Source organism: Streptococcus tangpeifui, from assembly GCF_011038795.1.
GTDB lineage: Bacteria > Bacillota > Bacilli > Lactobacillales > Streptococcaceae > Streptococcus > Streptococcus tangpeifui.
This window is the reverse complement of the sequence record NZ_JAAKDU010000005.1, coordinates 71,131-93,558: the sequence shown is the minus strand read 5'-3', so window position 1 is coordinate 93,558 and position 22,428 is coordinate 71,131. Positions and strand designations below refer to the sequence as shown.

Genomic DNA, 22,428 nt, shown 5'->3' with positions numbered 1-22,428 from the left:
GAGACTTCTAAAAAACCAAACGCAAGAAAGCCAGACTGACAATACCTGTTAAAACAGTATAGAGAAGATTTTTTGTCCGAATGGCGACTAGTAAAGTAGGGAAACTGGCTAGTACTTCCAAACCATTGATCCTAGGTAGATCTCCCACCTTACTGGTAAAAAGGCTGGACAAGGTCAAAGCAAAGAGAATGGTCACCGGTAGGTATTTCAAAAAATGAACGACCACATCAGGTAACCCCCGATATTTGACTAAAACAAATGGAAGCACTCGAGGAATCCAAGTCACAACAAAACCCAGAACGATAGCCAGTAAAATAAAACTAGTATTTGCCATCTAAAATCACCCCCAGGCTACAGCCGATGAAGGTTGCCAGCAAAACTACCAAAGACGAAGTCAAGACGGTCGCCAAGAGCAGGTAACTAGCCGCCACAGCTAATAAAATCAAGCAGAGCTTTTTGGCTCCTTGCGAAATCATGGACTCCAGCTGGAAGACCAAGAGTCCCAGAAACATTGCAATCAAGGCAAAATCCAGCCCCATGGCTTGCGGACTAGGTATAAGATTGCCCACTAGAGTTCCAATAACTGTCGCCGAAAACCAGACTAGGTAGCCAACTACATTATTACCATGCATCCAGGCCGCTGTAATAGCTTTATTGTGAACCTGTTCTCCCAAGAGAACGCCATAGCTTTCATCGGTAATTAGAGTAGCCATGAGAATATTCTGAAAGAAGGGAGTCTTGGTAAAGATAGTTGTAGCATGCAGGCTCATCAGCATATTTCGCAGATTGACCAGAAAGACAGTCAGGGTAATCGTCAACAAATCGGCTCCTGAAACAATCATGGCTACCATAGCAAACTGAGCTGAACCTCCATAAATGAGAAGGCTCATCAAACCGACTTCTAAGGTTGACAGACCTGCCGAAGCTGCCACTACCCCAAAAGCAATCCCTATCGATATATAACCTAAAGCTGTCGGCAGAGCATCTTTAGCCCCAGCTTTAAATCCCTTTTCTTGCATATCAAGACTTCTTTCAATTTTTAGAATATTCTATCATTATAGCAGAGAAAAAAGCCCAAGACAAGAAGTCTGGGAAATCTGAATTCTCAATTAAATCTCCGGCTTACAGTAAAGATAACTTGGGATAGAAAGCTAGTCAGCTAGGCTTTCAAAAGCCAAACTCGGCTTGGCATTGAGATCCAGATTGGCAAAATGTCCCTTCTTAAACTCAATGGCTGCTGCCAAAGCAACCATCCCAGCATTGTCACCACAGAGGCGGAGCGGCGGAATTCGTACCTCAACTTGATCAGCTACTTCCTCAGCCAAGCGCTCCCTGAGACCATGATTGGCCGCTACACCGCCAGCTACGACCAAGGTCTTGACTGGATAAAGCTCGAGGGCCCTCTTAGTCTTAGCCAGCAAAATATCCAAAACCGCTGCTTGAAAGGAAGCAGACAAGTCAGTGATTTTTAAGGCTTGACCTTTTTGTTGAGCATTGTGATACAGGTTAATAAAGGCTGATTTGAGACCCGAAAAAGAAAAATCTAGGTTATCTTCCTTGATCATAGCCCTAGGGAAATCGTAGATATCCTGTCCTTTGTGAGCTAAATTATCAATTTCCTTACCCGCAGGATAGGTCAGCCCCATGACCCGACCGACCTTATCATAGGCCTCGCCAACCGCATCATCTCTGGTTTCCCCAACAATTTTGTAATCACCTGGTTCTTTGACATAGACTAACTCAGTATGGCCGCCTGAGACCAAGAGCGCCAAGAGCGGATAGGTCAAGGCACCCGCTTCCCTAGCTGCCATCAGGTGACCTGCCATGTGGTTAATAGGAATAAGCGGGAGACCATTGGCCCAGGCAAAGGCCTTGGCTGCAGCCATCCCAACCAAAAGAGCCCCAACTAGTCCAGGACCATAGGTCACAGCCACAGCATCCAGTTGCTGAACCCCAATCCCAGACTCATTCAGAGCATCCTGAATACAGAGTGTCACCACCTCAACATGATGACGACTGGCCACTTCTGGCACCACACCACCGAAGCGTTTATGGCTCTCAACCTGACTGGCAATAATATTGCTCAAAAGTTCCGAATTGTTTTTTAAAACAGCGACACTAGTCTCATCACAAGAAGACTCAATCGCCAATATATATCTATCTTTCGTCATTATTCAACCTCATAATAGCCAATTTGCCAGACTCAATCTTCCTTATTTCTTAGCAGCCCGTTGCATGATCAGAGCATCTTCGATTGGATTATGATAATAGGCCTTGCGCTTAGCCAAGCAGCTAAAGTTAAACTTTTCATAGAGCCTTTTGGCGGACTGATTTGAGGCCCTAACTTCCAAAAAGATGTCTTCTGATCGGCCTTCTAACTTCTGCAATAACCGACTGGCCAATCCTTGACCTTGGTAGGCTTTCTTAACAGCCAGATTAGTAATTTCTAATTGACCAACCAGATTCTGAATGGATAAAAAACCAACAATTTCATGCCCTTCATAAGCATAAAAATAATCGGTATTGTCCTGAGCTAAATCCGCTTGTACCTGAGCCAAGGTCCAAGGGGACTGGCCATAGACATCCGCTAGAATATCATAAATAGACTGAGCTAATTCTTTCTCTTTCATTTTAGACGCGCTTGATATAATTATCAGAATTATTTTCTTGATGGGTTTTAAGCCAATTTTCTTCCGCCTCAACTCGTTTGAGATAATTTGGTACAAAGGCATGGACATCTACCGCTGACTGACTTCGACCCAAATGCCCTAGCAAGCTAGCCGATGGCAAGGTTTCAACAATCTGGGCTTGAGGCAGAACTTCTTCAATTTCTGGCCGAAACTTCTCTGCTTCACCAACAAAGGTTACTTGAGGATAAGACTGGGCAAAGTCCAAGACGTCTGCCAAACTAGCATGCCGCTCTGGGGAGACGATTTGTCCGGCCTCATAAAAACCGACGTAGACATTCTGTCGTCTAGCATCAATTAAAGGGATAACTAGACCGTCCACTTCCAGATCACATAAAGCCTGTAAACTAGACATTCCAACCAAATCAATCCCTAAGCTATAGGCCAAGGTTTTAGCAGTCGCTACCGCTACTCTTAGCCCAGTATAGGATCCAGGCCCTTGAGCCACGACAATCCGCTCCAAATCACTGGGTTGCCAGCCTACTTGAGCTACCAAAAAATCAATAGTCGGCATCAAGCTGATACTGTGGTTCTTTTTAACCGTCAAGGTCAAGTCCGCCACGATTTTATCATCTTCCAAAAGCGCCACTGACAAGGGCTGATTGGATGTGTCAAAAGCTAATAATTTCATGATTTCCCTCTCGTCAAATTCCTTCTTATTTTATCATAAAATATAGTCCTTGACACCTCAGTCTCCCCGACAAGATTGATTCCTTTTTACTAATCCCCTTTTTTATGATATAATTTCGATAGCTATAAATGTTCAGGTCAAACTACTACTCAGTATAATTTAATAGAAAATAATCAAACTGGCACGACAAGGCTTTTTTTGATTTGAATCTTTTAGAAATACCTGACAACTCAGAAAGGAAAACCATGATTTATAAAGTTTTTTATCAAGAAACTAAGGACCGTAGCCCAAGACGCGAAACCACTCAAGCCCTTTATCTGGATATTAACGCCAAAGATGAACTTGAAGGTCGAATCAAGGCTCGAAAAGTAATTGAAGAAAAAACAAACTACAATATTGAATTTATTGAATTATTATCTGATAAACACCTAGACTATGAAAAAGAATCAGGTACCTTTAGTCTAACGGAGTTCTAATATGTCAACTATCAATTTAAAACCCGAAGAAGTCGGAGTTTATGCTATAGGCGGACTGGGGGAAATTGGTAAAAATACCTATGGTATCGAATACCAAGATGAAATTATCATCGTCGATGCCGGTATCAAGTTCCCAGAAGATGACCTTCTTGGTATCGACTATGTTATTCCCGACTATTCTTATATCGTTGAAAATGTTGATCGGATTAAAGCCTTGGTCATAACCCATGGACATGAGGATCACATTGGAGGAATCCCTTTCCTGCTCAAGCAGGCCAATATTCCTATCTATGCTGGCCCTTTGGCTTTAGCCCTCATTCGCGGAAAGTTAGAGGAACATGGTCTCCTGCGCGATGCTAAACTGTATGAAATCAATGATAACACTAAATTAACTTTTAAAAATCTCAGTGTCACCTTCTTCCGAACAACTCACTCAATTCCAGAACCTCTAGGAATTGTCATCCACACGCCCCAAGGCAAAATTGTCTGTACCGGTGACTTTAAGTTTGATTTTACGCCTGTTGGTCAACCAGCTGACCTTCACCGTATGGCTGCCATCGGTGACGATGGCGTTCTCTGCCTTCTATCAGACTCTACCAATGCGGAGATTCCAACTTTTACTAATTCGGAAAAAGTTGTCGGTCAATCCATTATGAAAATTATTGGGGATATCCACGGTCGAATTATCTTTGCTTCCTTCGCTTCCAATATTTTCCGTCTGCAGCAGGCTGCAGAAGCCGCCGTTAAGAACGGCCGTAAGATTGTTGTTTTTGGTCGCTCTATGGAGAAGGCTATCGTCAATGGGATTGAACTGGGCTATATCAAAGTGCCTGATGGAACCTTCATTGAACCAAATGAACTCAAAGATTACCATGCCAGCGAAATTATGATTATGTGTACCGGCAGTCAAGGGGAATCTATGGCTGCCTTAGCTCGGATTGCCAATGGTACCCATCGGCAAGTCACTTTACAACCTGGGGACACGGTCATTTTCTCGTCTAGCCCAATTCCAGGCAATACAACCAGCGTCAACAAGCTGATTAACACTATTCAGGAAGCTGGTGTGGATGTTATCCATGGTAAGATTAATAATATTCACACTTCTGGACACGGCGGCCAACAAGAGCAAAAACTCATGCTCCGTCTGATTAAACCAAAATTCTTTATGCCCGTCCATGGCGAGTATCGGATGCAAAAGGTCCATGCTGGATTAGCCGAAGATACGGGTATCTCAAGAGAGAATATTTTTATCATGGAAAATGGGGATGTCCTTGCCCTGACTAAAGATTCTGCTCGTCGTGCCGGACATTTCAATGCTCAAGACATCTATGTTGATGGTAATGGTATCGGTGATATTGGTACTGCAGTTCTTCGGGATCGACGGGATCTCTCAGAAGATGGGGTCGTTTTAGCAGTCGCTACCGTTGATTTTAAGACCAAGATGATTTTGGCAGGACCGGATATTCTTAGCCGAGGTTTCGTCTATATGCGAGAATCAGGGGATTTGATTCGTCAAGGCCAACGTATCCTCTTCAATGCTATTCGGATCGCCCTTAAGAATAAAGAGGCCAGTATCCAAAGCGTTAATGGAGCTATCGTCAATGCCCTGAGGCCCTTCCTCTACGAGCAAACAGAACGTGAACCTATCATTATTCCAATGATTCTAACACCAGACAAAAATAACGATAAATAGAAAAAACTCGCTTGTAAGTTCCAAGCGAGTTTTTCTCCGTTCCAAGTATAAATCTAACCATTGTAATCATGACTCTCACCAGTGGTAAATTATTGTCTCGTACCTAGCGGGGTCAGACGGAGACAGAATTAAATGGCCTAAAGAAAAAGCCTCCCAAAATGAGAAGGCTTAGGCTTCGTTTATTCTTTGCCTATTATGATTATGAGTTAGGGTAGATATAGCTAACTTGACCTGGAGTTACGCTATTATTAGGATCGAACCAACCACGATAGTTATTAATTTCTAGGTTATCCTTATAGTTGGATTCCAAAACTTGGATTTGACCTTGGTCGTTGACATCTGTAACATAGGCAACATGACCGTAGCCGCCATCAGACCAACAAATAATAGAACCAACCTGCGGAGTAGAACCGACTGTGTAACCATCACTAGCTGCGCTGGCAGCCCAATCGCCACCATTACCCCACCAGTCACCGGCCCAACCAGTTACCTGTTTTACTCCCCAAGTACATTGACCTGTAGGATAAGTATTTACTGCCGTATCCAAGGCTGGAGCCGCAGCCTGCCCCTGATCGACAGGTGCTTCAGCAACTGGTACAGCTTCTTGAGCTGGTGCAGCTGCCTGAGTAGAACCATCAACTTCAATAGTTTGACCAGGCAAAATTGTGCTTGAAATGGTCATTCCATTATTGGCTGCCAATTGATAAGGATCCATCCCTTGATTGCTGGCGATAGAAAAGAAGCTATCACCATTTTGAACGGTGTAGGTTTCGGCTTGAGCGACTTGACCTGCCAAACCCACTAAAACTGTTGCAGCAACAAATAAACTTGCAGTTGATAATTTTTTATTCATCTTATTTCCCCTTATGTTCATAATAAAAATCCTAATCAATAAATTTACTTAGGATTCTTTTACTGTGTTTCCAGTTTAACAAGAAAAAATAACAAGTCCATTAATTCAAAATTAAAATCCTTGATTATTCTGGTGACAAATTCTACTTAAATTGTTAATTTTTTAACCAGATTGACACAAAAAGAAAATTTTAAGCTTATCATTCGCCAAATAAAAGAAACCTGACAAGCCATCAAGTTCCTTACTTTATTTTTATCTAATAGCCTTAGCGTCAGGCAAAACTTAATATAAATCTAAGTAGTTATCAACTTCCCATTGAGAAACAAAAGCTGCATAGCTAGCCCATTCCATTCGTTTTGCTTCAACAAAATTAGGATAGATATGATTACCAAGAGCTGCTTTAACCACTTCATCCTCCTGTAGAGCCTTGACTGCATTATGGAGAGTTGAAGGTAAATCACGAATACCAGCAGCCTTACGTTCGTCTGCTGTCATGACATAGATATTGGATTCAACAGGGGCTGGAGCTTCAATCTTGTTTTCAATACCATCAAGACCAGCTTCTAGCAGCACCGCCAAAGCTAGGTAAGGATTGGCCGTAGGGTCAACTGAACGTAGTTCCAAACGCGTTCCCTTACCACGAGAGGCAGGTACACGGATCAATGGAGAACGGTTTTGACCAGCCCAAGCAATATATACAGGTGCTTCATAACCAGGTACCAAACGCTTATAAGAGTTAACGGTTGGGTTGACAATAGCTGTATAGTTATAGGCATGCTCCATCAAACCACCCAAAAAATAGTAAGCATTTTGCGACAGCTGCATACCACGGGGATCGTCAGGATCAAAGAAAGCATTATTACCTTCGGCATCAAAGAGGGACATATTACAGTGCATCCCTGAACCATTAATGCCGAATTTAGGTTTGGCCATAAAAGTCGCATAGAGACCATGCTTACGAGCAATCGTTTTAACAACCAATTTAAAGATTTGAATATGGTCACAAGCCTTAAGAACATCGCTATACTTGAAGTCAATCTCATGCTGACCAACAGCTACTTCATGGTGACTAGCTTCAACTTCAAATCCCATCTTAGTTAAAACATTGACAATTTCCCGACGGGTATTGTCAGCTAAATCGGTTGGCGCAAGGTCAAAATAACCACCCTTGTCGTTCACTTCTAGTGTTGGATTACCAAGTTCGTCCATTTTAAAGAGGAAGAACTCTGGTTCTGGACCTAGATTAAATGATTTAAATCCCATTTCTTCCATGTGACGTAGGGCACGCTTCAAATTGCCACGCGGATCCCCTGCAAAAGGCTCACCTTGAGCCGTATAAATATCACAAATTAATCCAGCAACAGCACCATTTTCTCCTCCCCAAGGGAAAACAGTCCAAGTGTCAAGATCTGGGTAGAGATACATATCAGACTCATTAATCCGTACAAATCCCTCAATAGACGATCCGTCAAACATAGCCTTGTTTGATAAAACCTTATCAAGCTGTTCCTCAGTAGCAGGAATTTCAACATTCTTCATAGTTCCTGCTATATCCGAAAACATTAAACGTAAAAAGGTAACATTTTTCTCTTTGACTTCGCGACGAATATCGTCTACTGTGATTGCCATAACGGCCTCCTCTTCTAAGTTGTAAGGGGCAAAAAAGTAACTCAATTTCCAACCTGCCCATGTTTTATGAGTGAGAATAGTGAGTGGGATCACCAGAAACTACATCCGGAAACCACCAAAATTGGACTTAGGTGAGGTAAATCTCGCTTGATTGCGCAACTCATCCTGCAAAATCCGCCGAACATCAGCATCTGTTAATGGCTTTTGTTTACTATTAGCAGACTCTTGACGTTTAGCGTATTCTTTTTTAATAGCGGCAATATTCAAACCTTCATCCAGAAAATCTTTAATTTCTAGTAAAACATCCATATCATTCAAGGAATAGAGACGGCGGTTACTAGAACTGCGATCGGGAGTTAAAAGACCTTGATCTTCATAATAGCGAATCTGTCTGGCTGTTAAATCGGTCAGCTTCATAACTGAACCAATTGGAAAGACGGCTAGAGAACGTCTGAACTCTTTTTCTCGCATAAAAACTCCTTTCACGAACCATTATAGGCTGAAAAAGAGCCTCTGTCAAGTCAAATGTTATATTTTCTGACATTGAAATTAGAGTGAATAAAAAGCCTCATAAATCAATGATTTATAAGACCTAAATTTAAGACTTGTTAAAAAATTTTTCACGAACTCGGTCAATATCCGCATTGACTAAAGTTGCGATAAATACACCTACAAAAGTTTCAAAAATCCGAGCAATTGTGTAGGTAAAGGTATCTCCTTCTGGAATAGACAGAGTAATAATTAAGAAAGCCGCTACAGCCCCAATAATCCCAGTTTTATTATTCATAGCCACATTAGTCATAATGGTCAGCATGGTAAAAATAGGAACAAAGACTAACATCACCCACAAAGGACGATGAAAAAGTTCACTAATACCGAAAAAGAGCAAAGAATAGACACCACCAATGGTATTGCCAACAATTCGGGAGGTTCCGAAGTGAATACTCTTATCGAAATTTTCCCTGAGACTAAAAACAGCCGTTAAACTGCCAATCTGCAAACCCTTAAACCCCAAAAGAGCAAAAAGAGCTAAGACTAAGAAAACAGCTAGGCCAGTTTTAAAAGTCCGCATGCCTAACTTAAATTCTTGAGGATTAAAACGAAATCGTCCCACAATTGAAAACCCGCCTTCCAAAAATTCACTTCCCTATTCTACCATAGATTTAGATGAGTAACAAAATTTTCTGACAATTTCGAAGGATAAAATCGCCTCTGCTGTAGAGGAATACCAGCGCACTCACTTTGATCATACTAAAACAAAAAAAGAATTGGGAGGATATTTTCGCCCAATTGAAGAGACAATGTTAGCTACCATCAAATGGTACCGTAATCATGACTATTTGGATTAGCACAAAAATGAGAGTGGGACAGAAGTCAATTTATATAAAAAATTGACTTCGTCGTCCTACCTCCGCACAGTTGATTAGGGTGGTGGCCGCTAACAATTGCGGAGTAGTTAAACAGCCCAGCGGACTGTTTAAGGGGATGCCTGAAAATGGGACTGCACCCCAAGATAAGGACCTCCAATCAGCAGTGGTTCATTAGGTGCTAAAGCACCTAATGAACTGTGCAGGGGTAAGACTTCTTGGCATAGCCAACAAGTCTTACTCCCAACCACTGCGTCAAACTGTTATTACTGCAAAATTAGAAGGCTGGAATACTTTTTCCCAACCTCATTTTTTATATCGACTCTGCTTTTCTTCTACAAAATCAGAATTTTATAGAGACTAACAAGCTCAACCTTATTTTTTATCAATGCTGCGAGTCTAGGAAGAACTCTATACCTTGCTAGATTTTCTAACTCGCACCATTCGTAGAAACTCTACGCGATGTACAGAAAAAAGAGACATCCGTCTCTTTTTCTAACCTTTTTACTGCGCAGTAGCTGATTGGTAGTTTGCTTCGTTAAACTCGCAACCGACCTAATCAGCCTTGCGGGGGTGCGTCAAGGAAATCAAAGATTTCTGACTTACCGCCTATTTCTAAGCGATGCGAGTCCATGAAGAACTTTTCCTTCTAGTAATTCCATTGATGCACCGCCACTGCATCACAAATATCTCCATTATCACAAAAGGGTGAACAAGTCACCCTTTTATTATCATTACGATTTTGCAGAGACTGACGGGCTCAATCTTATTTTTCTGTCAACGCAGCCAAACCTGGTAACACTTTACCTTCTAACAGCTCCATGCTTGCGCCTCCGCCCGTACTAATCCATGAGAATTTATCTGCACGGCCAAGGTTGATAGCTGCTGCTGCTGAGTCACCACCACCGATGATTGATTTAACACCTGGTTGTTTAACGATAGCATCCATCACACCGATAGTACCAGCTTGGAAGTCAGGATTTTCAAAGACACCCATAGGACCATTCCAGACAACTGTTTTTGCACCAGTTAATTCTTCGTCAAATTTAGCGATAGATTTCGGACCGATATCAAGGCCAAGGAAACCGGCGTCTACTGCTTCACCTTCAGTATCTTTAACTTCAGTGTAGTCAGCAAAAGCATTAGCTTCTTTAGAGTCAACTGGCAAGACCAATTTACCGTCTGCTTTTTCAAGAAGCGATTTAGCTACATCAAGCTTATCTTCTTCGACTAGAGAATCACCAATTTCGATACCTTGCGCTTTGTAGAATGTATAAGTCATCCCACCACCAATAAGAACCTTATCAGCTTTTTTCAGCAAGTTTTCGATAACACCAATCTTATCTGAAACTTTTGATCCACCAAGAATAGCTACGAATGGACGTTCTGGTGTTTCAACAGCTTCTTGGATATAAGCAATTTCGTTTTCAAGAAGGAAACCAGCCACTGCCTTTTCAACGTTTGCAGAGATACCGACGTTTGAAGCATGTGCACGGTGAGCTGTACCGAAGGCATCATTTACAAAGATACCATCACCAAGGCTAGCCCAGTATTTACCAAGTTCTGGATCGTTTTTAGATTCTTTTTTACCGTCAACATCTTCAAAGCGAGTGTTTTCAACCAAGAGAACCTGTCCATCTTGCAAAGCATTAATGGCTTCTTCCAATTTTGGACCACGTGTTACACCTGGGAAAACGACATCTTGACCTAACTTAGCTGCCAAATCTTTAGCAACTGGTTCGAGAGATTTACCTTCTTTGTCAGCTTCTTCTTTAACCCGTCCAAGATGAGAAAAGAGGACGGCACGACCACCTTGTTCGATGATGTATTTAATAGTTGGAAGAGCCGCAGAAATACGGTTGTCATTTGTGATAACGCCATCTTTTACAGGTACATTAAAGTCAACACGAACGAGGACTTTTTTCCCTTTCAAATCAACGTCTTTTACAGTCAATTTAGCCATGGATAGGACTCCTTAAAATTTATTTTTTACCCCATCATTATAACATAATTTCAAAGCTATATCTAAATTCTTCCACAAAAAGTGATAGCTTTCACTAATTAAGAAGGCTTCTCTGCCAACTCTTAGTAATTAATACTCTTTGAAAATCAAAACGATACATTGTTAACTTCAGCTTGCTATGCTCAAGTCATCTACACGTCATCCTGCTATTTTGATTTTCTTTGAGTATAAAATATAAAGCACATTAAAAAGCTCCTCATTATCAAAGCGGAGTTATCTACCACAGATATTATAAGTCATAAAAAAAGTACCAAAAAAGGCTAGCCTAAACTAGCCTCTACGATCACTAAATCATAACTTATTTAGCAATTTTTGCGAAGTATTCAAGCGTACGAACAAGTTGTGAAGTGTAAGACATTTCGTTGTCGTACCATGATACTGTTTTAACCAATTGAGTGCCATCAGCACCTTCAGTTACTTCTGTTTGAGTTGCATCAAACAATGAACCGAATGACATACCAACAATATCAGAAGATACGATTGGATCAGTGTTGTAACCGTATGATTCAGTAGCTGCTGCCTTCATAGCTGCATTTACTTCTTCAGCAGTAACTTTCTTGTCAAGTACTGAAACCAGCTCAGTCAATGAACCTGTTGGAACTGGAACACGTTGAGCATGACCTTGAAGTTTACCATTCAACTCTGGCAATACGAGACCGATAGCTTTAGCAGCACCAGTTGAGTTAGGAACGATGTTAGCTGCAGCAGCACGTGCACGACGGAAGTCACCTTTACGGTGTGGACCATCAAGAATCATTTGGTCACCAGTATAACCGTGAATAGTTGTCATAGTACCAGCTTTGATACCAAAGTTCTTATTCAACGCATCTGCCATTGGTGCGAGACAGTTTGTTGTACATGAACCAGCTGAGATAACTGTTTCAGAACCATCAAGAACGTCATGGTTAGTGTTGAAGACAACAGTTTTAACATCGTTACCACCAGGAGCAGTGATAACAACTTTCTTAGCACCACCTTCATGCAAGTGCTTTTCAGCAGCTGCTTTTGTAGCGAAGAAACCAGTCGCTTCAAGGACAATTTCTACACCATCGTTAGCCCAGTCAATTTTTTCTGGATCACGTTCTGCAGAAACTTTAACGAATTGACCGTTTACTTCGAAACCACCATCTTTAACTTCAACAGTACCGTTGAAACGACCTTGAGTTGTATCGTATTTCAACAAGTGTGCAAGCATTGCTGGGTCTGTAAGGTCGTTGATGCGAGCAACTTCAACACCTTCAACATTTTGGATACGACGGAATGCAAGACGCCCGATACGACCGAAACCGTTAATACCAACTTTAACTACCATCTGTGATTTCCTCCTTATGAAAATCATATAAATTTGATTAAGGGCAAGCCCTTTAAACGATTTGTGAAAAGGTTAACTTGTGAACATTCACAAAGCCCCTTCAACATGATTATTATATAATCTTTTTCTGTAAATTGCAACCACTTACCATTTTCAGAAAGTTACAAATTCAGTTTGAAAATCAAACAAAAACTAGCAAGTTTGACCTGCTAGTTTTGAATTTTAGTTTTTCTATCCTTCAAAGAACTCTTAACTCAGATTAAGCTTCGCCTGAGTTCTTCTTGATAATTTCTTCTTGTACAGATTTTGGTACGTCTTCGTAGTGATCAAATACCATCATGAAGGTACCACGACCTTGTGAAGCTGAACGAAGGACCGTCGCATAACCGAACATTTCAGCCAATGGTACATAAGCACGAACAATTTGGCTGTTACCATGTGCTTCCATACCATCAACACGTCCACGGCGAGCAGTAACGTGACCCATTACATCACCAAGATTTTCTTCTGGAACCGTGATAGTTACCAGCATCATTGGTTCAAGAATAGTTGGTTGTGCAGACTTAGCAGCCTCTTTCAGTGCCAAAGAAGCGGCAATCTTGAAGGCCGTTTCAGAGGAGTCGACATCATGGTATGATCCATCATAAAGTTTAGCCTTGATGTCAACCAATGGATAACCAGCTAAAACACCATTAGCCATAGCTTCTTCCAGACCTTTTTCTACAGCTGGAATAAATTCACGTGGGACAACACCACCGACGATAGCATTTTCAAATTCAAAGCCTTTACCTTCTTCGTTTGGTGTAAATTCAATCCAAACATCACCAAATTGACCTTTACCACCAGATTGGCGTTTGAAGAAACCGCGGGCTTGTGTAGAAGCACGGAAAGTTTCACGGTAAGATACTTGTGGGGCACCGACATTTGCTTCGACCTTATGTTCACGTTTCAAACGGTCAACAAGGACATCCAAGTGCAATTCACCCATACCAGAAATAACTGTTTCACCAGTTTCTGGGTTAGTTTCAACACGGAAAGTTGGATCTTCTTCCGCAAGTTTTTGTAAACCGATAGCCATCTTATCTTGGTCAGCCTTAGTCTTAGGCTCAACCATGAGCTGGATAACGGGTTCTGGAACATCAATTGATTCAAGAATAACTTTATGTTTCTCATCAGTCAGTGAATCACCGGTTGTAGTATCTTTCAAACCGATAGCAGCTGCGATGTCACCTGAATAAACCGTTTCGATTTCCTTACGACTGTTAGCATGCATTTGCAGGATACGTCCGATACGTTCACGTTTACCCTTAGTAGTATTCATAACGTATGAACCAGAGTTGAGAACACCTGAGTAGACACGGATAAAGGTCAGACGACCGACGAATGGGTCAGTCATAATCTTAAAGGCAAGTGCTGCAAATGGTTCGTCATCAGATGCTGGACGTTCTTCTTCTTCATCTGTATCTGGATTAACACCCTTGATTGCTGGGATATCAAGTGGGCTTGGCAGATAGTCAATGACTGCATCAAGCATCATTTGAACCCCCTTATTCTTGAAGGCAGAACCTGCAAGGACTGGGAAAAACTCAACATTGATGGTTGCCTTACGGATAGCAGCTTTCAATTCTGCTTCAGTAATTTCTTCACCTTCAAGGTATTTCATCATGAGATCTTCATCAGTCTCAGCAACCGCTTCAATCAACTTTTCACGATATTCATTCGCTTGATCAACATATTCTGCTGGGATATCTTCGACAAGAATATCGGTACCAAGGTCATTTGTATAGATCTCAGCCTTCATCGTTACCAAATCAATAATACCTGTGAAGTCATCTTCAGCTCCGATTGGCAATTGAATTGGGTGAGCATTAGCTTGCAGACGTTCATGGAGAGTAGATACTGAATAAAGGAAATCAGCACCAATCTTGTCCATCTTGTTAGCAAAGACGATACGTGGAACACCATATTCAGTTGCTTGGCGCCAAACAGTTTCAGTTTGAGGTTCAACACCTGATTGGGCATCAAGAACCGTTACAGCACCATCAAGAACCCGGAGAGAACGTTGTACTTCGATCGTAAAGTCAACGTGCCCTGGGGTGTCGATGATATTAACACGGTGACCATTCCATTGTGCGGTTGTTGCCGCAGATGTGATGGTGATACCACGTTCTTGTTCTTGTTCCATCCAGTCCATTTGTGAAGCTCCTTCGTGAGTTTCACCGATTTTGTGGATGCGACCAGTGTAGTAAAGAATACGCTCTGTAGTAGTTGTTTTACCGGCATCGACGTGAGCCATGATACCAATATTACGAGTTTTTTCCAATGAAAATTCGCGAGCCATGAATGATTCTCCTATAAATCTATATTTTTGGAAAAAACGGATAGGCAGGGACCTACCCGTTTCCAATGTTTATTAGTTTAATTGCGTTCGGACTAAACTAACAGTTCAATAGCCGAATTGAGCTCGAACGGTCTGCCGCCAACGAAAAAAGATAAATCTCATTGAACGCAAATGCGTTCTGCTTCGATTTCCTATTTTCCGTCTGCAGACTCGTTCTCCGCATCTTAAATAATTGAACTCAGGCTAAACGCTTGGTGAAAAAGCGAGGTGGCTGTTTTGACTTTAGTCAATTACAGCCAAGACTACCTTTAGGTACAAACTCTCCTAGAGACAAAAGTCTCTTTGTCAAGTTTCCTATTTTCACTGTGCGTTTTATACGCCTTCGTATCTTGTTTTTACCAGCGGAAATGTGCAAAAGCACGGTTGGCTTCTGCCATACGATGTGTATCTTCACGTTTCTTGACGGAAGCACCTGTATTATTAGCAGCATCCATAATTTCTTTTGCCAAACGATCTTGCATCGTGTGTTCACCACGTGCACGTGAAGCATTTACCAACCAACGAAGCCCAAGAGTTGTACGACGTTCTGGACGGACTTCGACTGGGACTTGATAGTTAGACCCACCGACACGGCGAGCACGTACTTCAAGTACAGGCATGACATTTTCCATTGCTGTTTCAAAGACTTCAAGAGCATCATTGCTAGTGGCTTCTTTGATTTGGTTGAAAGCACCGTAAACGATGCTAGCAGCGGTACCACGCTTACCATCAAGCATGACACGGTTGATAAGACGCGTTACAAGCTTTGAATTGTACAATGGATCTGGCAACACTTCGCGCTTAGGCGCTTGATTTTTACGACTCATTAGTTCTTATCTCCCTTCTATTATCCTTTAGGACGTTTAGCACCGTATTTAGAACGACCTTGTTTACGGTCAGCAACACCTGCAGTATCAAGTGCACCACGGACAATATGATAACGAACCCCTGGAAGGTCCTTAACACGTCCACCACGGATAAGCACAACACTGTGTTCTTGCAAGTTGTGGCCGATACCTGGGATATAAGCTGTAACTTCGATCAAGTTACTCAAACGAACCCGAGCGAATTTACGAAGGGCAGAGTTTGGTTTCTTAGGTGTCATAGTACCAACACGCGTAGCAACACCACGCTTTTGTGGTGAAGAAATGTTTGTTGGAACTTTTTTGTGAGAGTTGTAACCAATGTTAAGTGCTGGTGAGTTAGATTTCTCAACTTTAGATTTACGTGGTTTACGTACCAGTTGGTTGATTGTAGGCATCTACATTTTCTCCTGTAAAATTTTATTTTTGGTTGATAGAGCGCTTGGTGACAGGCACCTATCTGGGTGTACTTTGCAACATTTGTCAGCACGTCTCTGTACACTTTGGAGAGACCAAAAGTAAAAAGTACCGTTTATCATAATACTACAACATCAGTATTTTGTCAATATCTTGTCTAAACTTAGCATTTTTTACAAAATAAAAAGGCTGGAATGGAATCCCTTACCTTTTCTTAGAAAATTTATAGGCAGTTATTAACAAATTTAGTTAACTCGAACACCCTTTAAAATGGATCAATTTTGACCCTAATCTTAATAGTAGACACGTCTTTCATTACTTTTCTTAATTCTTAACGTTTAAAGATATTCCCTAATTCTACCTTCACCAAATTATTTTTAATATCTATTTCTGAGACGGTCAAGAGAGACTTGTAGTCAAATAAGTGGGCCCGCTCTTTTTGAGCATTCTCTGCAAAGACAGCAACTCCAACTAACTCACTTTCAAATTCCTTGAGCAGACTGATCATTCCGCTGATAGTTCCTCCTCCTTTGAGGAAGTCATCAACAATTAATACATGACTGTTAGGTTGAAGACTGCGCTTTGACAGAAACATTTTTTCAATCCGGTCACTGGAACCGCTGGCATAGTTTACCGAAACAGTTGATCCTTCTGTAATTTTCAAATCACGCCGGACAATCACAAAAGGAACATTGAGAACATTGGCAACCGCATTAGCCAGAGGAACTCCTTTGGTAGCCACTGTCATCACTGCATCAATCTTCTGACCAGCAAAGGCACTGGCAATGATTCGTCCGACGCTCTGCAAAATACTGGGGGTGCTGAGCAAATCAGACAGATAGATGTAACCGCCTGGCAAAATTCGGTCACTCTCAGATAAACGCCGACAGAGATCTGCAACAATCGTTTTAGCTTCTTCCTGTGAAATGCTAGGTGTAAAAACCACACCGCCACTAGCACCTGTCACAGTTTCAATATGACCGATATGGCTGTTTTCAAAGGCTCGCTTAATAATAGCAATATCTTCCGAGATAGATGACTTAGCAGCTTCATACTTCTCAGCAAAAGTGTTTAAGCTAGTTAAACTATAAGGATTATTAATCAGGTAGTTAGAGATAACCACCATCCGTTCACTTCTTCTTAATTTCATTCATTTTCCCATTCCTTATTATTTTAATCATATTGTATCATAAAAACAGTAAAAAACGAACATTTATCCAATAAATATCCGTTTTAATCTTTAATTTACAATTTTGGTTTATAGAAGGAACGATTTTCCAAAGCAAAAATTCGACTAGTCATTTCTCCGTCTTCGACTTGTGTCAGCGCTGTCGTCATCATCATCATTTCAGCATCAATATTATCAATTAAGTGGATAATCTCAGCTTCCATAATTCGTGGGCGAACAGGACTGCCGTACTCCAGCTGACCGTGGTGACTGAGCACCACATGGCGAAGAACTGTGACATCTTCACGGTCATCTTCAATCCCCAACTCAATAATAGCCTTGGTAATTTCTTCATTAACCAGTGCGATGTGGCCGATGAGATTGCCACGAATGGTATACTCGGTCCCATCGACGCCAGAGAGCTCAATGCACTTAGCAAGGTCATGGAGCATAATCCCTGCAAAAAGCAGACTCTTATTGAGATTAGGATAAATGTCTCCGATACTGTCTGCCAAGCGAACCATAGTCGCTGTGTGATAGGCCAAGCCGTTTTCAAAAGCATGGTGATTGGTCTTAGCAGCTGGATAGGTAAAGAAGGCTTTATCAAACTTGCGATAGAGCGTGCGGACAATTCGTTGCCAAGTAGCATTTTCAATCTTGAACATCATCCCCTCTAGGTAATCGCGAATCTCTGCAATATCAACAGGAGATTTTTCACGGAAATCAGCTGGATCATTCGGTTCACCTTCCTTGACATTACGCAAGGTAATCTGATTGACTTGAGGGGCGCCATTATAGACCTCCCGCCGCCCTTGCATGTGAACAACCTTACCAGGAGTGAACTCTTCTACATTGTGAGGTTGGGCATCCCAAAGATTCCCAGAAATTTCGCCAGAATCATCCTGAAAAGTCATAGCCAGATAATCCTTGCCAGCCCTAGTCTTTCTTAATTCAGCCTTTTTTATCAGGTAGAAACCTTCAAAAAGCTCATCTTTCTTCATTTGATTAATTTTCATGAGAATCCTCACCTTCTTCTACTTGAGGGATATTCAGTAACGATTGGGTACTTGAATCTTGATAAGCGTCAACCGTGTCCAGAGCTTTAACAATAGCATTGGTCCTAGTTGTTAGAAGACTATCAACAGTCTTACTTGCTGTATTGAGCTGCTTCTGTGCCTTGACCAACATGCCGCTAAATTTTCCAAATTCAGTTTTGACATTGCCTAAAATTTTAGAAATATCATCAGCATTTTTCTGGATATTGAGAGTCTTAAAGCCAACGGAGAGGGAATTGAGGAGAGCAGATAGAGTAGAGGGGCCTGCCACAACAATATTTTCCTCCCGTCTCAAGGCATCAAAGAAGGCTGAATTTCTAACCACTTCTGAGTAGAGGCCTTCTGTTGGTAGAAACATGATCCCAAAATTGGTGGTTTCTGGTGGGTTGAGGTATTTCTTTTGAATGTCCTTGGCAAAACGCTTGAGACTAGCCAGAAGCGACTTACGATAGGTCTCAATCTGCTGACTGTCACCGGATTCATAGACTTCCTCCAGACGGTAATAATCCTCCAAAGGAAACTTGGAATCTATGGGCAGATAGACATACTCACCATCATGGTTCCCAGGGAGTTTGATAGCATATTCTACCCGCTCGCTGGATCCCTTTACCGTCGCAAATTCTCGCTCATATTGGTTGTCTGTCATGATATCTTCAATAATTTGGCCCAACTGCAATTCACCCATAATCCCTCGAGTTTTGGTGTTGGACAGAACCTTATTGAGAGTGCCAACATCTTGGGCTACGGTCTTCATTTGACCCAAGCCTTGGTTAACAGATTCCAACTGTTTAGAAACCGTTGCAAAGGAGGCCTGCAGACGGGTTTGCAGAGTCTGTTCTAGTTTTTCTTCAACGGTCTGACGCATTTGGTCTAGACGTTTTTCATTGGAAACCTGCATTTCTTTAACAGCCGTACTCAAACTTTGTGTCATCTGTTGCAGCCTCTGATCCGATCGATCCTGATTATCACTGAGGTTTTTATGAAGGACATCTCGAATTTCCGATAACTGTTGGTAGATTTCTGTCTTTTGCCGCCCCAACTCCTGATTGAGAGCCAGAAGCTGATCCTTCTTGGCCAAATCCAACTGATAGGAAACCTGCTCAGACAGATTGTCTGCATTATCATCCAGCTTCTTGGCCAGTTTGCTGTGGAGAACGGATAATTTACTCAGCAGATAAAGGGAGAGACCTAAACTGGCTAGGCCTATGAGAATTAAAATGAAGGTCATAGCTTATCCTTACTTTGAATCACAATGAGGTAACCCTGATCTAGGCTGACCTCTATTGCTTGATTCGTAAATTCATTGCTGGAATAAATCTGTTTTTTAAAATAATTTTCCGGTGTCAGCTCATACTTAGCCCCTTTGATCATCAAGTTTGCTTCTTGAGAAGCCATAAAAGAGACGTAGGTCATAGCAGAATCAGGTGGAATCTGATGTTTACCAGCCGGCAGATAGCTGACAGCATTCTGCTCATCCAATAAGCTGATAGCCTGCATAAAAGGAGCAATTTCAGGGTCGCTGGGCAGGAAAAGATTACTGAGAGTGTGGTCCAAACGGCCGCCAAATGCTCCGTAAATAGTCAAGACGGCTTTGGGATACTGACTCAATACGGTCTTGACTGCTAGTTCAGTATCCGTATCATTCTTCTCACTCGGAGCTTGAATCATTTTCCCTGCCTGCTGCCTAATCAAGGCTAGCTCCTCGACAGTAACAGAATCAAAATCCCCAATGGCTAAATCCAAGGGAAGTCCCTGTTCCAAAAGCCAGAGGCAAGCACGGTCAATGCCGACATAAAGGTCGAAAGTCTCAGGAAGCTGAACCTTACAACCACCTGCTAAAAGGGCGACTGTTTTAGGCATTAAGGGCATCTCGCAGGGTTTGAACTTGATTAGCTAAATCTTCGGCCTTAAAGAGGTAGGAGCCCGCAACAAAAACATTGGCACCAGCGTTCTTACAAGCCTTGATAGTTTTATCATCAATACCACCATCAACTTCAATATCAAAGTCATAACCTGTTTCTTCCCGCCAAGCCGCTACTGTTTTAACCTTATCTAGCATTTCAGGGATAAAAGCCTGCCCACCAAAACCTGGATTAACAGTCATAATCAGTACCTGATCAATCAAGCTGAGAACCGGCTCCAAAGCTGAAACTGGAGTACCTGGGTTGATGACCGCACCAGCCTTGAGGCCTGCTTTTTTTATCTTTTGCAGAGCTCCGTGAATATGCTTGGTCGCTTCAGCATGAATAGTCATAATATCAGCACCAGCTTGTGCAAAGGCATCCACATATCGTTCAGGCTCGACCACCATCAGGTGACAGTCAAAGACCAGCTTGCTGTGTTTGCGTAAACTAGCTACCACATCAGCCCCAAAACTGATGTTAGGGACAAACTGACCATCCATAATATCAATATGAACATAATCCGCACTGGTTTGATCAATCCGATGAAGTTCTTGAGCAAAATTAGCATAATCCGAAGCTAGAATAGAGGGAGCAATTTTATTGACCATAGAAGATTAATCCTACTTTCTTTTGATGACCTTTTTATAGGTTTCTCGACGATTCTCAATTTCACTGAGAAAGATGAGGTAATTATCATAACGACTAGACCAAAGCTGTCCAGTCCCTAGGGCGGCTTTAACCGCACAATCTGGCTCATGAGTATGGGTACAGGAGCGAAATTTACAGCTCTGACTAATTTTTTGAAGCTCAGGAAAAGCTTGATTGAGCTGGACACTATCGGAAAGTTCATAGTCAATGGAAGAAAATCCTGGTGTATCCGCAATTTTTCCCCCACAAGCATTATAGAAACTGACCGCCCGTGTCGTATGACGGCCCCGCCCCAAACTATCGGAAATAGCATTGGTTTCAAGCGCTAACTCAGGGACTATTTTATTAAGGAGGGTGGATTTACCTACACCTGTTTGCCCCATAAAGACAGTTACTTGATCGTTTAATTTAGGGATGAGCTCATCCAGTGACCAGTAAAAATCGTAACCAATAGCCCGATAGCACTGGCGGATAGCTTTCATTTGTCCATCATCCTCGATAAGGTCCATCTTAGAAATATAAACGATAGGCCTAATTCGCTTATATTCCAAGAGTACTAGAAAGCGATCCAAAAGATTGCTGTTGAAATCCGGCTCCTTGGCCGACATGATAACCACAGCCTGATCGATATTGACAATAGGTGGCCGGACCAAACTATTTTTCCGTTCATGAATCTTTAAAATATAGCCTTCAGAATTCTCCTCCGCTGAAAAATCGACCCAATCGCCAACATAAGGGGTCTGCCCCTTTTTACGGAAATTTCCTCGGGCTCGAGTCTGATAAAGCTGGTTGGCTGACTCAACATAGTAAAAACCTGCTAAAGCCTTGATAATTCTACCTTGCAAATGAGCTCCTTTATGAATTTTATGGGCTTATTATACCATAAAAGACCCTCTCTTGGGGGCAGAAACAAAGCCTTGCAATTTTCAGAAAATACGCTATAATAGTTGTGTATGCGGAGGTGGTGGAACGGCAGACACGCATGCTTCAGGCGCATGTGCCCGTACGGGCGTGAGGGTTCAAATCCCTTCCTCCGCATTTGATTGAGAAAGATTAATCACAGGTTGGTTTTCTTCCTGTGATGTTTCTTTTCAATCAATACGTTTACAAAGTCAGATAAAAATGGATTTAGGTAACTCACAATTGATAGTGAAACAATTCATTTTCAAAAGACTCTTTTGGAAAGGTGGCCCAGCTTGGTACGGCACCGGACTCGAAATCCGGCAAGTGGACACTTGTTCACGCGCGGGTTCAAATCCCGTCCTTTCCTTTATCAATAGTTAACTCTCGTCTTCCTAATAGGGTAGACGAGAGTTTTTTAA

Annotated in this window: 22 protein-coding genes, 2 tRNA genes and 1 pseudogene; 5 read left to right on the top strand and 20 right to left on the bottom strand. The window is 41.9% G+C overall.

Going from position 1 to position 22,428, the window contains the following annotated elements; translation table 11 throughout:
• Positions 1–7: 7 nt before the first annotated feature.
• The 5 genes from G7Y32_RS06060 to tsaB form a co-directional block, all read right to left on the bottom strand.
• Positions 8–334: an AzlD domain-containing protein gene (locus tag G7Y32_RS06060; RefSeq protein ID WP_165212029.1), complete on the bottom strand. Its 327-nt coding sequence runs from the start codon at positions 332–334 to the stop codon at positions 8–10.
• Positions 321–1,019, bottom strand: a complete 699-nt coding sequence (locus G7Y32_RS06055; protein ID WP_165212026.1) for an AzlC family ABC transporter permease — start codon at positions 1,017–1,019, stop codon at positions 321–323. The genes G7Y32_RS06060 and G7Y32_RS06055 overlap by 14 nt, the downstream gene beginning before the upstream one ends.
• 132 nt (positions 1,020–1,151) lie before the next feature.
• The gene (tsaD, locus tag G7Y32_RS06050; RefSeq protein WP_165212023.1) at positions 1,152–2,171 is read right to left on the bottom strand and encodes a tRNA (adenosine(37)-N6)-threonylcarbamoyltransferase complex transferase subunit TsaD; all 1,020 of its coding nucleotides are present in this window, start codon (positions 2,169–2,171) and stop codon (positions 1,152–1,154) included.
• A gap of 42 nt (positions 2,172–2,213) precedes the next feature.
• Positions 2,214–2,630, bottom strand: coding sequence for a ribosomal protein S18-alanine N-acetyltransferase (rimI, locus tag G7Y32_RS06045; protein ID WP_004228123.1), 417 nt, complete (start codon positions 2,628–2,630; stop codon positions 2,214–2,216).
• A 1-nt stretch (position 2,631) separates the two neighbouring features.
• The gene (tsaB, locus tag G7Y32_RS06040; RefSeq protein ID WP_165212020.1) at positions 2,632–3,318 is read right to left on the bottom strand and encodes a tRNA (adenosine(37)-N6)-threonylcarbamoyltransferase complex dimerization subunit type 1 TsaB; all 687 of its coding nucleotides are present in this window, start codon (positions 3,316–3,318) and stop codon (positions 2,632–2,634) included.
• Between the two features lie 245 nt (positions 3,319–3,563).
• On the opposite strand from tsaB, the gene G7Y32_RS06035 reads away from it, so the two are divergent.
• Both G7Y32_RS06035 and rnjA read left to right on the top strand, forming a co-directional pair.
• The gene (locus G7Y32_RS06035) at positions 3,564–3,794 is read left to right on the top strand and encodes a DNA-dependent RNA polymerase subunit epsilon (RefSeq protein WP_165212017.1); all 231 of its coding nucleotides are present in this window, start codon (positions 3,564–3,566) and stop codon (positions 3,792–3,794) included.
• A 1-nt stretch (position 3,795) separates the two neighbouring features.
• The gene (gene rnjA, locus G7Y32_RS06030) at positions 3,796–5,487 is read left to right on the top strand and encodes a ribonuclease J1 (protein ID WP_165212014.1); all 1,692 of its coding nucleotides are present in this window, start codon (positions 3,796–3,798) and stop codon (positions 5,485–5,487) included.
• 199 nt (positions 5,488–5,686) lie between these two features.
• Here the strand turns inward: rnjA and G7Y32_RS06025 are convergent, their stop codons facing one another.
• The 4 genes from G7Y32_RS06025 to G7Y32_RS06010 form a co-directional block, all read right to left on the bottom strand.
• Positions 5,687–6,340: a COG3942 and LysM peptidoglycan-binding domain-containing protein gene (locus G7Y32_RS06025; protein ID WP_165212011.1), complete on the bottom strand. Its 654-nt coding sequence runs from the start codon at positions 6,338–6,340 to the stop codon at positions 5,687–5,689.
• A 282-nt stretch (positions 6,341–6,622) separates the two neighbouring features.
• The gene (glnA, locus tag G7Y32_RS06020) at positions 6,623–7,969 is read right to left on the bottom strand and encodes a type I glutamate--ammonia ligase (protein WP_165212008.1); all 1,347 of its coding nucleotides are present in this window, start codon (positions 7,967–7,969) and stop codon (positions 6,623–6,625) included.
• A gap of 99 nt (positions 7,970–8,068) precedes the next feature.
• Positions 8,069–8,440 (bottom strand): MerR family transcriptional regulator, encoded by a 372-nt coding sequence (locus G7Y32_RS06015; RefSeq protein ID WP_165212005.1) that lies wholly within the window; start codon positions 8,438–8,440, stop codon positions 8,069–8,071.
• A gap of 127 nt (positions 8,441–8,567) precedes the next feature.
• Positions 8,568–9,041 (bottom strand): FUSC family protein, encoded by a 474-nt coding sequence (locus G7Y32_RS06010; RefSeq protein WP_398601160.1) that lies wholly within the window; start codon positions 9,039–9,041, stop codon positions 8,568–8,570.
• Between the two features lie 145 nt (positions 9,042–9,186).
• Here G7Y32_RS06010 and G7Y32_RS10390 point away from each other — a divergent pair.
• Positions 9,187–9,318 (top strand): annotated as a pseudogene (locus tag G7Y32_RS10390) (oxidoreductase); the annotation flags it as partial.
• Positions 9,319–10,102: 784 nt separating this feature from the next.
• Here the strand turns inward: G7Y32_RS10390 and G7Y32_RS06005 are convergent.
• The 11 genes from G7Y32_RS06005 to rsgA form a co-directional block, all read right to left on the bottom strand.
• Positions 10,103–11,299, bottom strand: a complete 1,197-nt coding sequence (locus G7Y32_RS06005) for a phosphoglycerate kinase (protein ID WP_165211999.1) — start codon at positions 11,297–11,299, stop codon at positions 10,103–10,105.
• Positions 11,300–11,657: 358 nt separating this feature from the next.
• On the bottom strand, positions 11,658–12,671 hold the full coding sequence (gene gap / locus G7Y32_RS06000; protein WP_165211996.1) for a type I glyceraldehyde-3-phosphate dehydrogenase: 1,014 nt from the start codon (positions 12,669–12,671) through the stop codon (positions 11,658–11,660).
• 259 nt (positions 12,672–12,930) lie between these two features.
• The gene (fusA, locus tag G7Y32_RS05995) at positions 12,931–15,012 is read right to left on the bottom strand and encodes an elongation factor G (protein WP_165211993.1); all 2,082 of its coding nucleotides are present in this window, start codon (positions 15,010–15,012) and stop codon (positions 12,931–12,933) included.
• A gap of 395 nt (positions 15,013–15,407) precedes the next feature.
• Positions 15,408–15,878: a 30S ribosomal protein S7 gene (gene rpsG, locus G7Y32_RS05990; protein WP_165211990.1), complete on the bottom strand. Its 471-nt coding sequence runs from the start codon at positions 15,876–15,878 to the stop codon at positions 15,408–15,410.
• Positions 15,879–15,898: 20 nt separating this feature from the next.
• Complete coding sequence (rpsL, locus tag G7Y32_RS05985) at positions 15,899–16,312, bottom strand: 30S ribosomal protein S12 (protein ID WP_165211987.1); 414 nt, start codon at positions 16,310–16,312, stop codon at positions 15,899–15,901.
• A gap of 350 nt (positions 16,313–16,662) precedes the next feature.
• Positions 16,663–17,481 carry a pur operon repressor gene (gene purR, locus G7Y32_RS05980; RefSeq protein ID WP_165211984.1) on the bottom strand — a complete coding sequence of 273 codons (819 nt, stop codon included), beginning with the start codon at positions 17,479–17,481 and terminating at the stop codon, positions 16,663–16,665.
• Positions 17,482–17,576: 95 nt separating this feature from the next.
• The gene (locus tag G7Y32_RS05975) at positions 17,577–18,515 is read right to left on the bottom strand and encodes a 3'-5' exoribonuclease YhaM family protein (RefSeq protein WP_165211981.1); all 939 of its coding nucleotides are present in this window, start codon (positions 18,513–18,515) and stop codon (positions 17,577–17,579) included.
• Positions 18,505–19,782: a DNA recombination protein RmuC gene (locus G7Y32_RS05970; protein WP_165211978.1), complete on the bottom strand. Its 1,278-nt coding sequence runs from the start codon at positions 19,780–19,782 to the stop codon at positions 18,505–18,507. Before G7Y32_RS05970 ends, G7Y32_RS05975 begins: the two co-directional genes overlap by 11 nt.
• Complete coding sequence (locus G7Y32_RS05965; RefSeq protein ID WP_165211975.1) at positions 19,779–20,414, bottom strand: thiamine diphosphokinase; 636 nt, start codon at positions 20,412–20,414, stop codon at positions 19,779–19,781. Before G7Y32_RS05965 ends, G7Y32_RS05970 begins: the two co-directional genes overlap by 4 nt.
• Positions 20,407–21,066 carry a ribulose-phosphate 3-epimerase gene (gene rpe, locus G7Y32_RS05960; RefSeq protein ID WP_165211972.1) on the bottom strand — a complete coding sequence of 220 codons (660 nt, stop codon included), beginning with the start codon at positions 21,064–21,066 and terminating at the stop codon, positions 20,407–20,409. The genes G7Y32_RS05965 and rpe overlap by 8 nt, the downstream gene beginning before the upstream one ends.
• A gap of 12 nt (positions 21,067–21,078) precedes the next feature.
• Positions 21,079–21,951 (bottom strand): ribosome small subunit-dependent GTPase A, encoded by an 873-nt coding sequence (gene rsgA / locus G7Y32_RS05955; RefSeq protein ID WP_165211969.1) that lies wholly within the window; start codon positions 21,949–21,951, stop codon positions 21,079–21,081.
• A gap of 110 nt (positions 21,952–22,061) precedes the next feature.
• Here rsgA and G7Y32_RS05950 point away from each other — a divergent pair.
• Positions 22,062–22,144: transfer RNA gene (locus G7Y32_RS05950), tRNA-Leu, on the top strand.
• A 142-nt stretch (positions 22,145–22,286) separates the two neighbouring features.
• Positions 22,287–22,376, top strand: a tRNA-Ser gene (locus tag G7Y32_RS05945).
• Positions 22,377–22,428 lie beyond the last annotated feature (52 nt).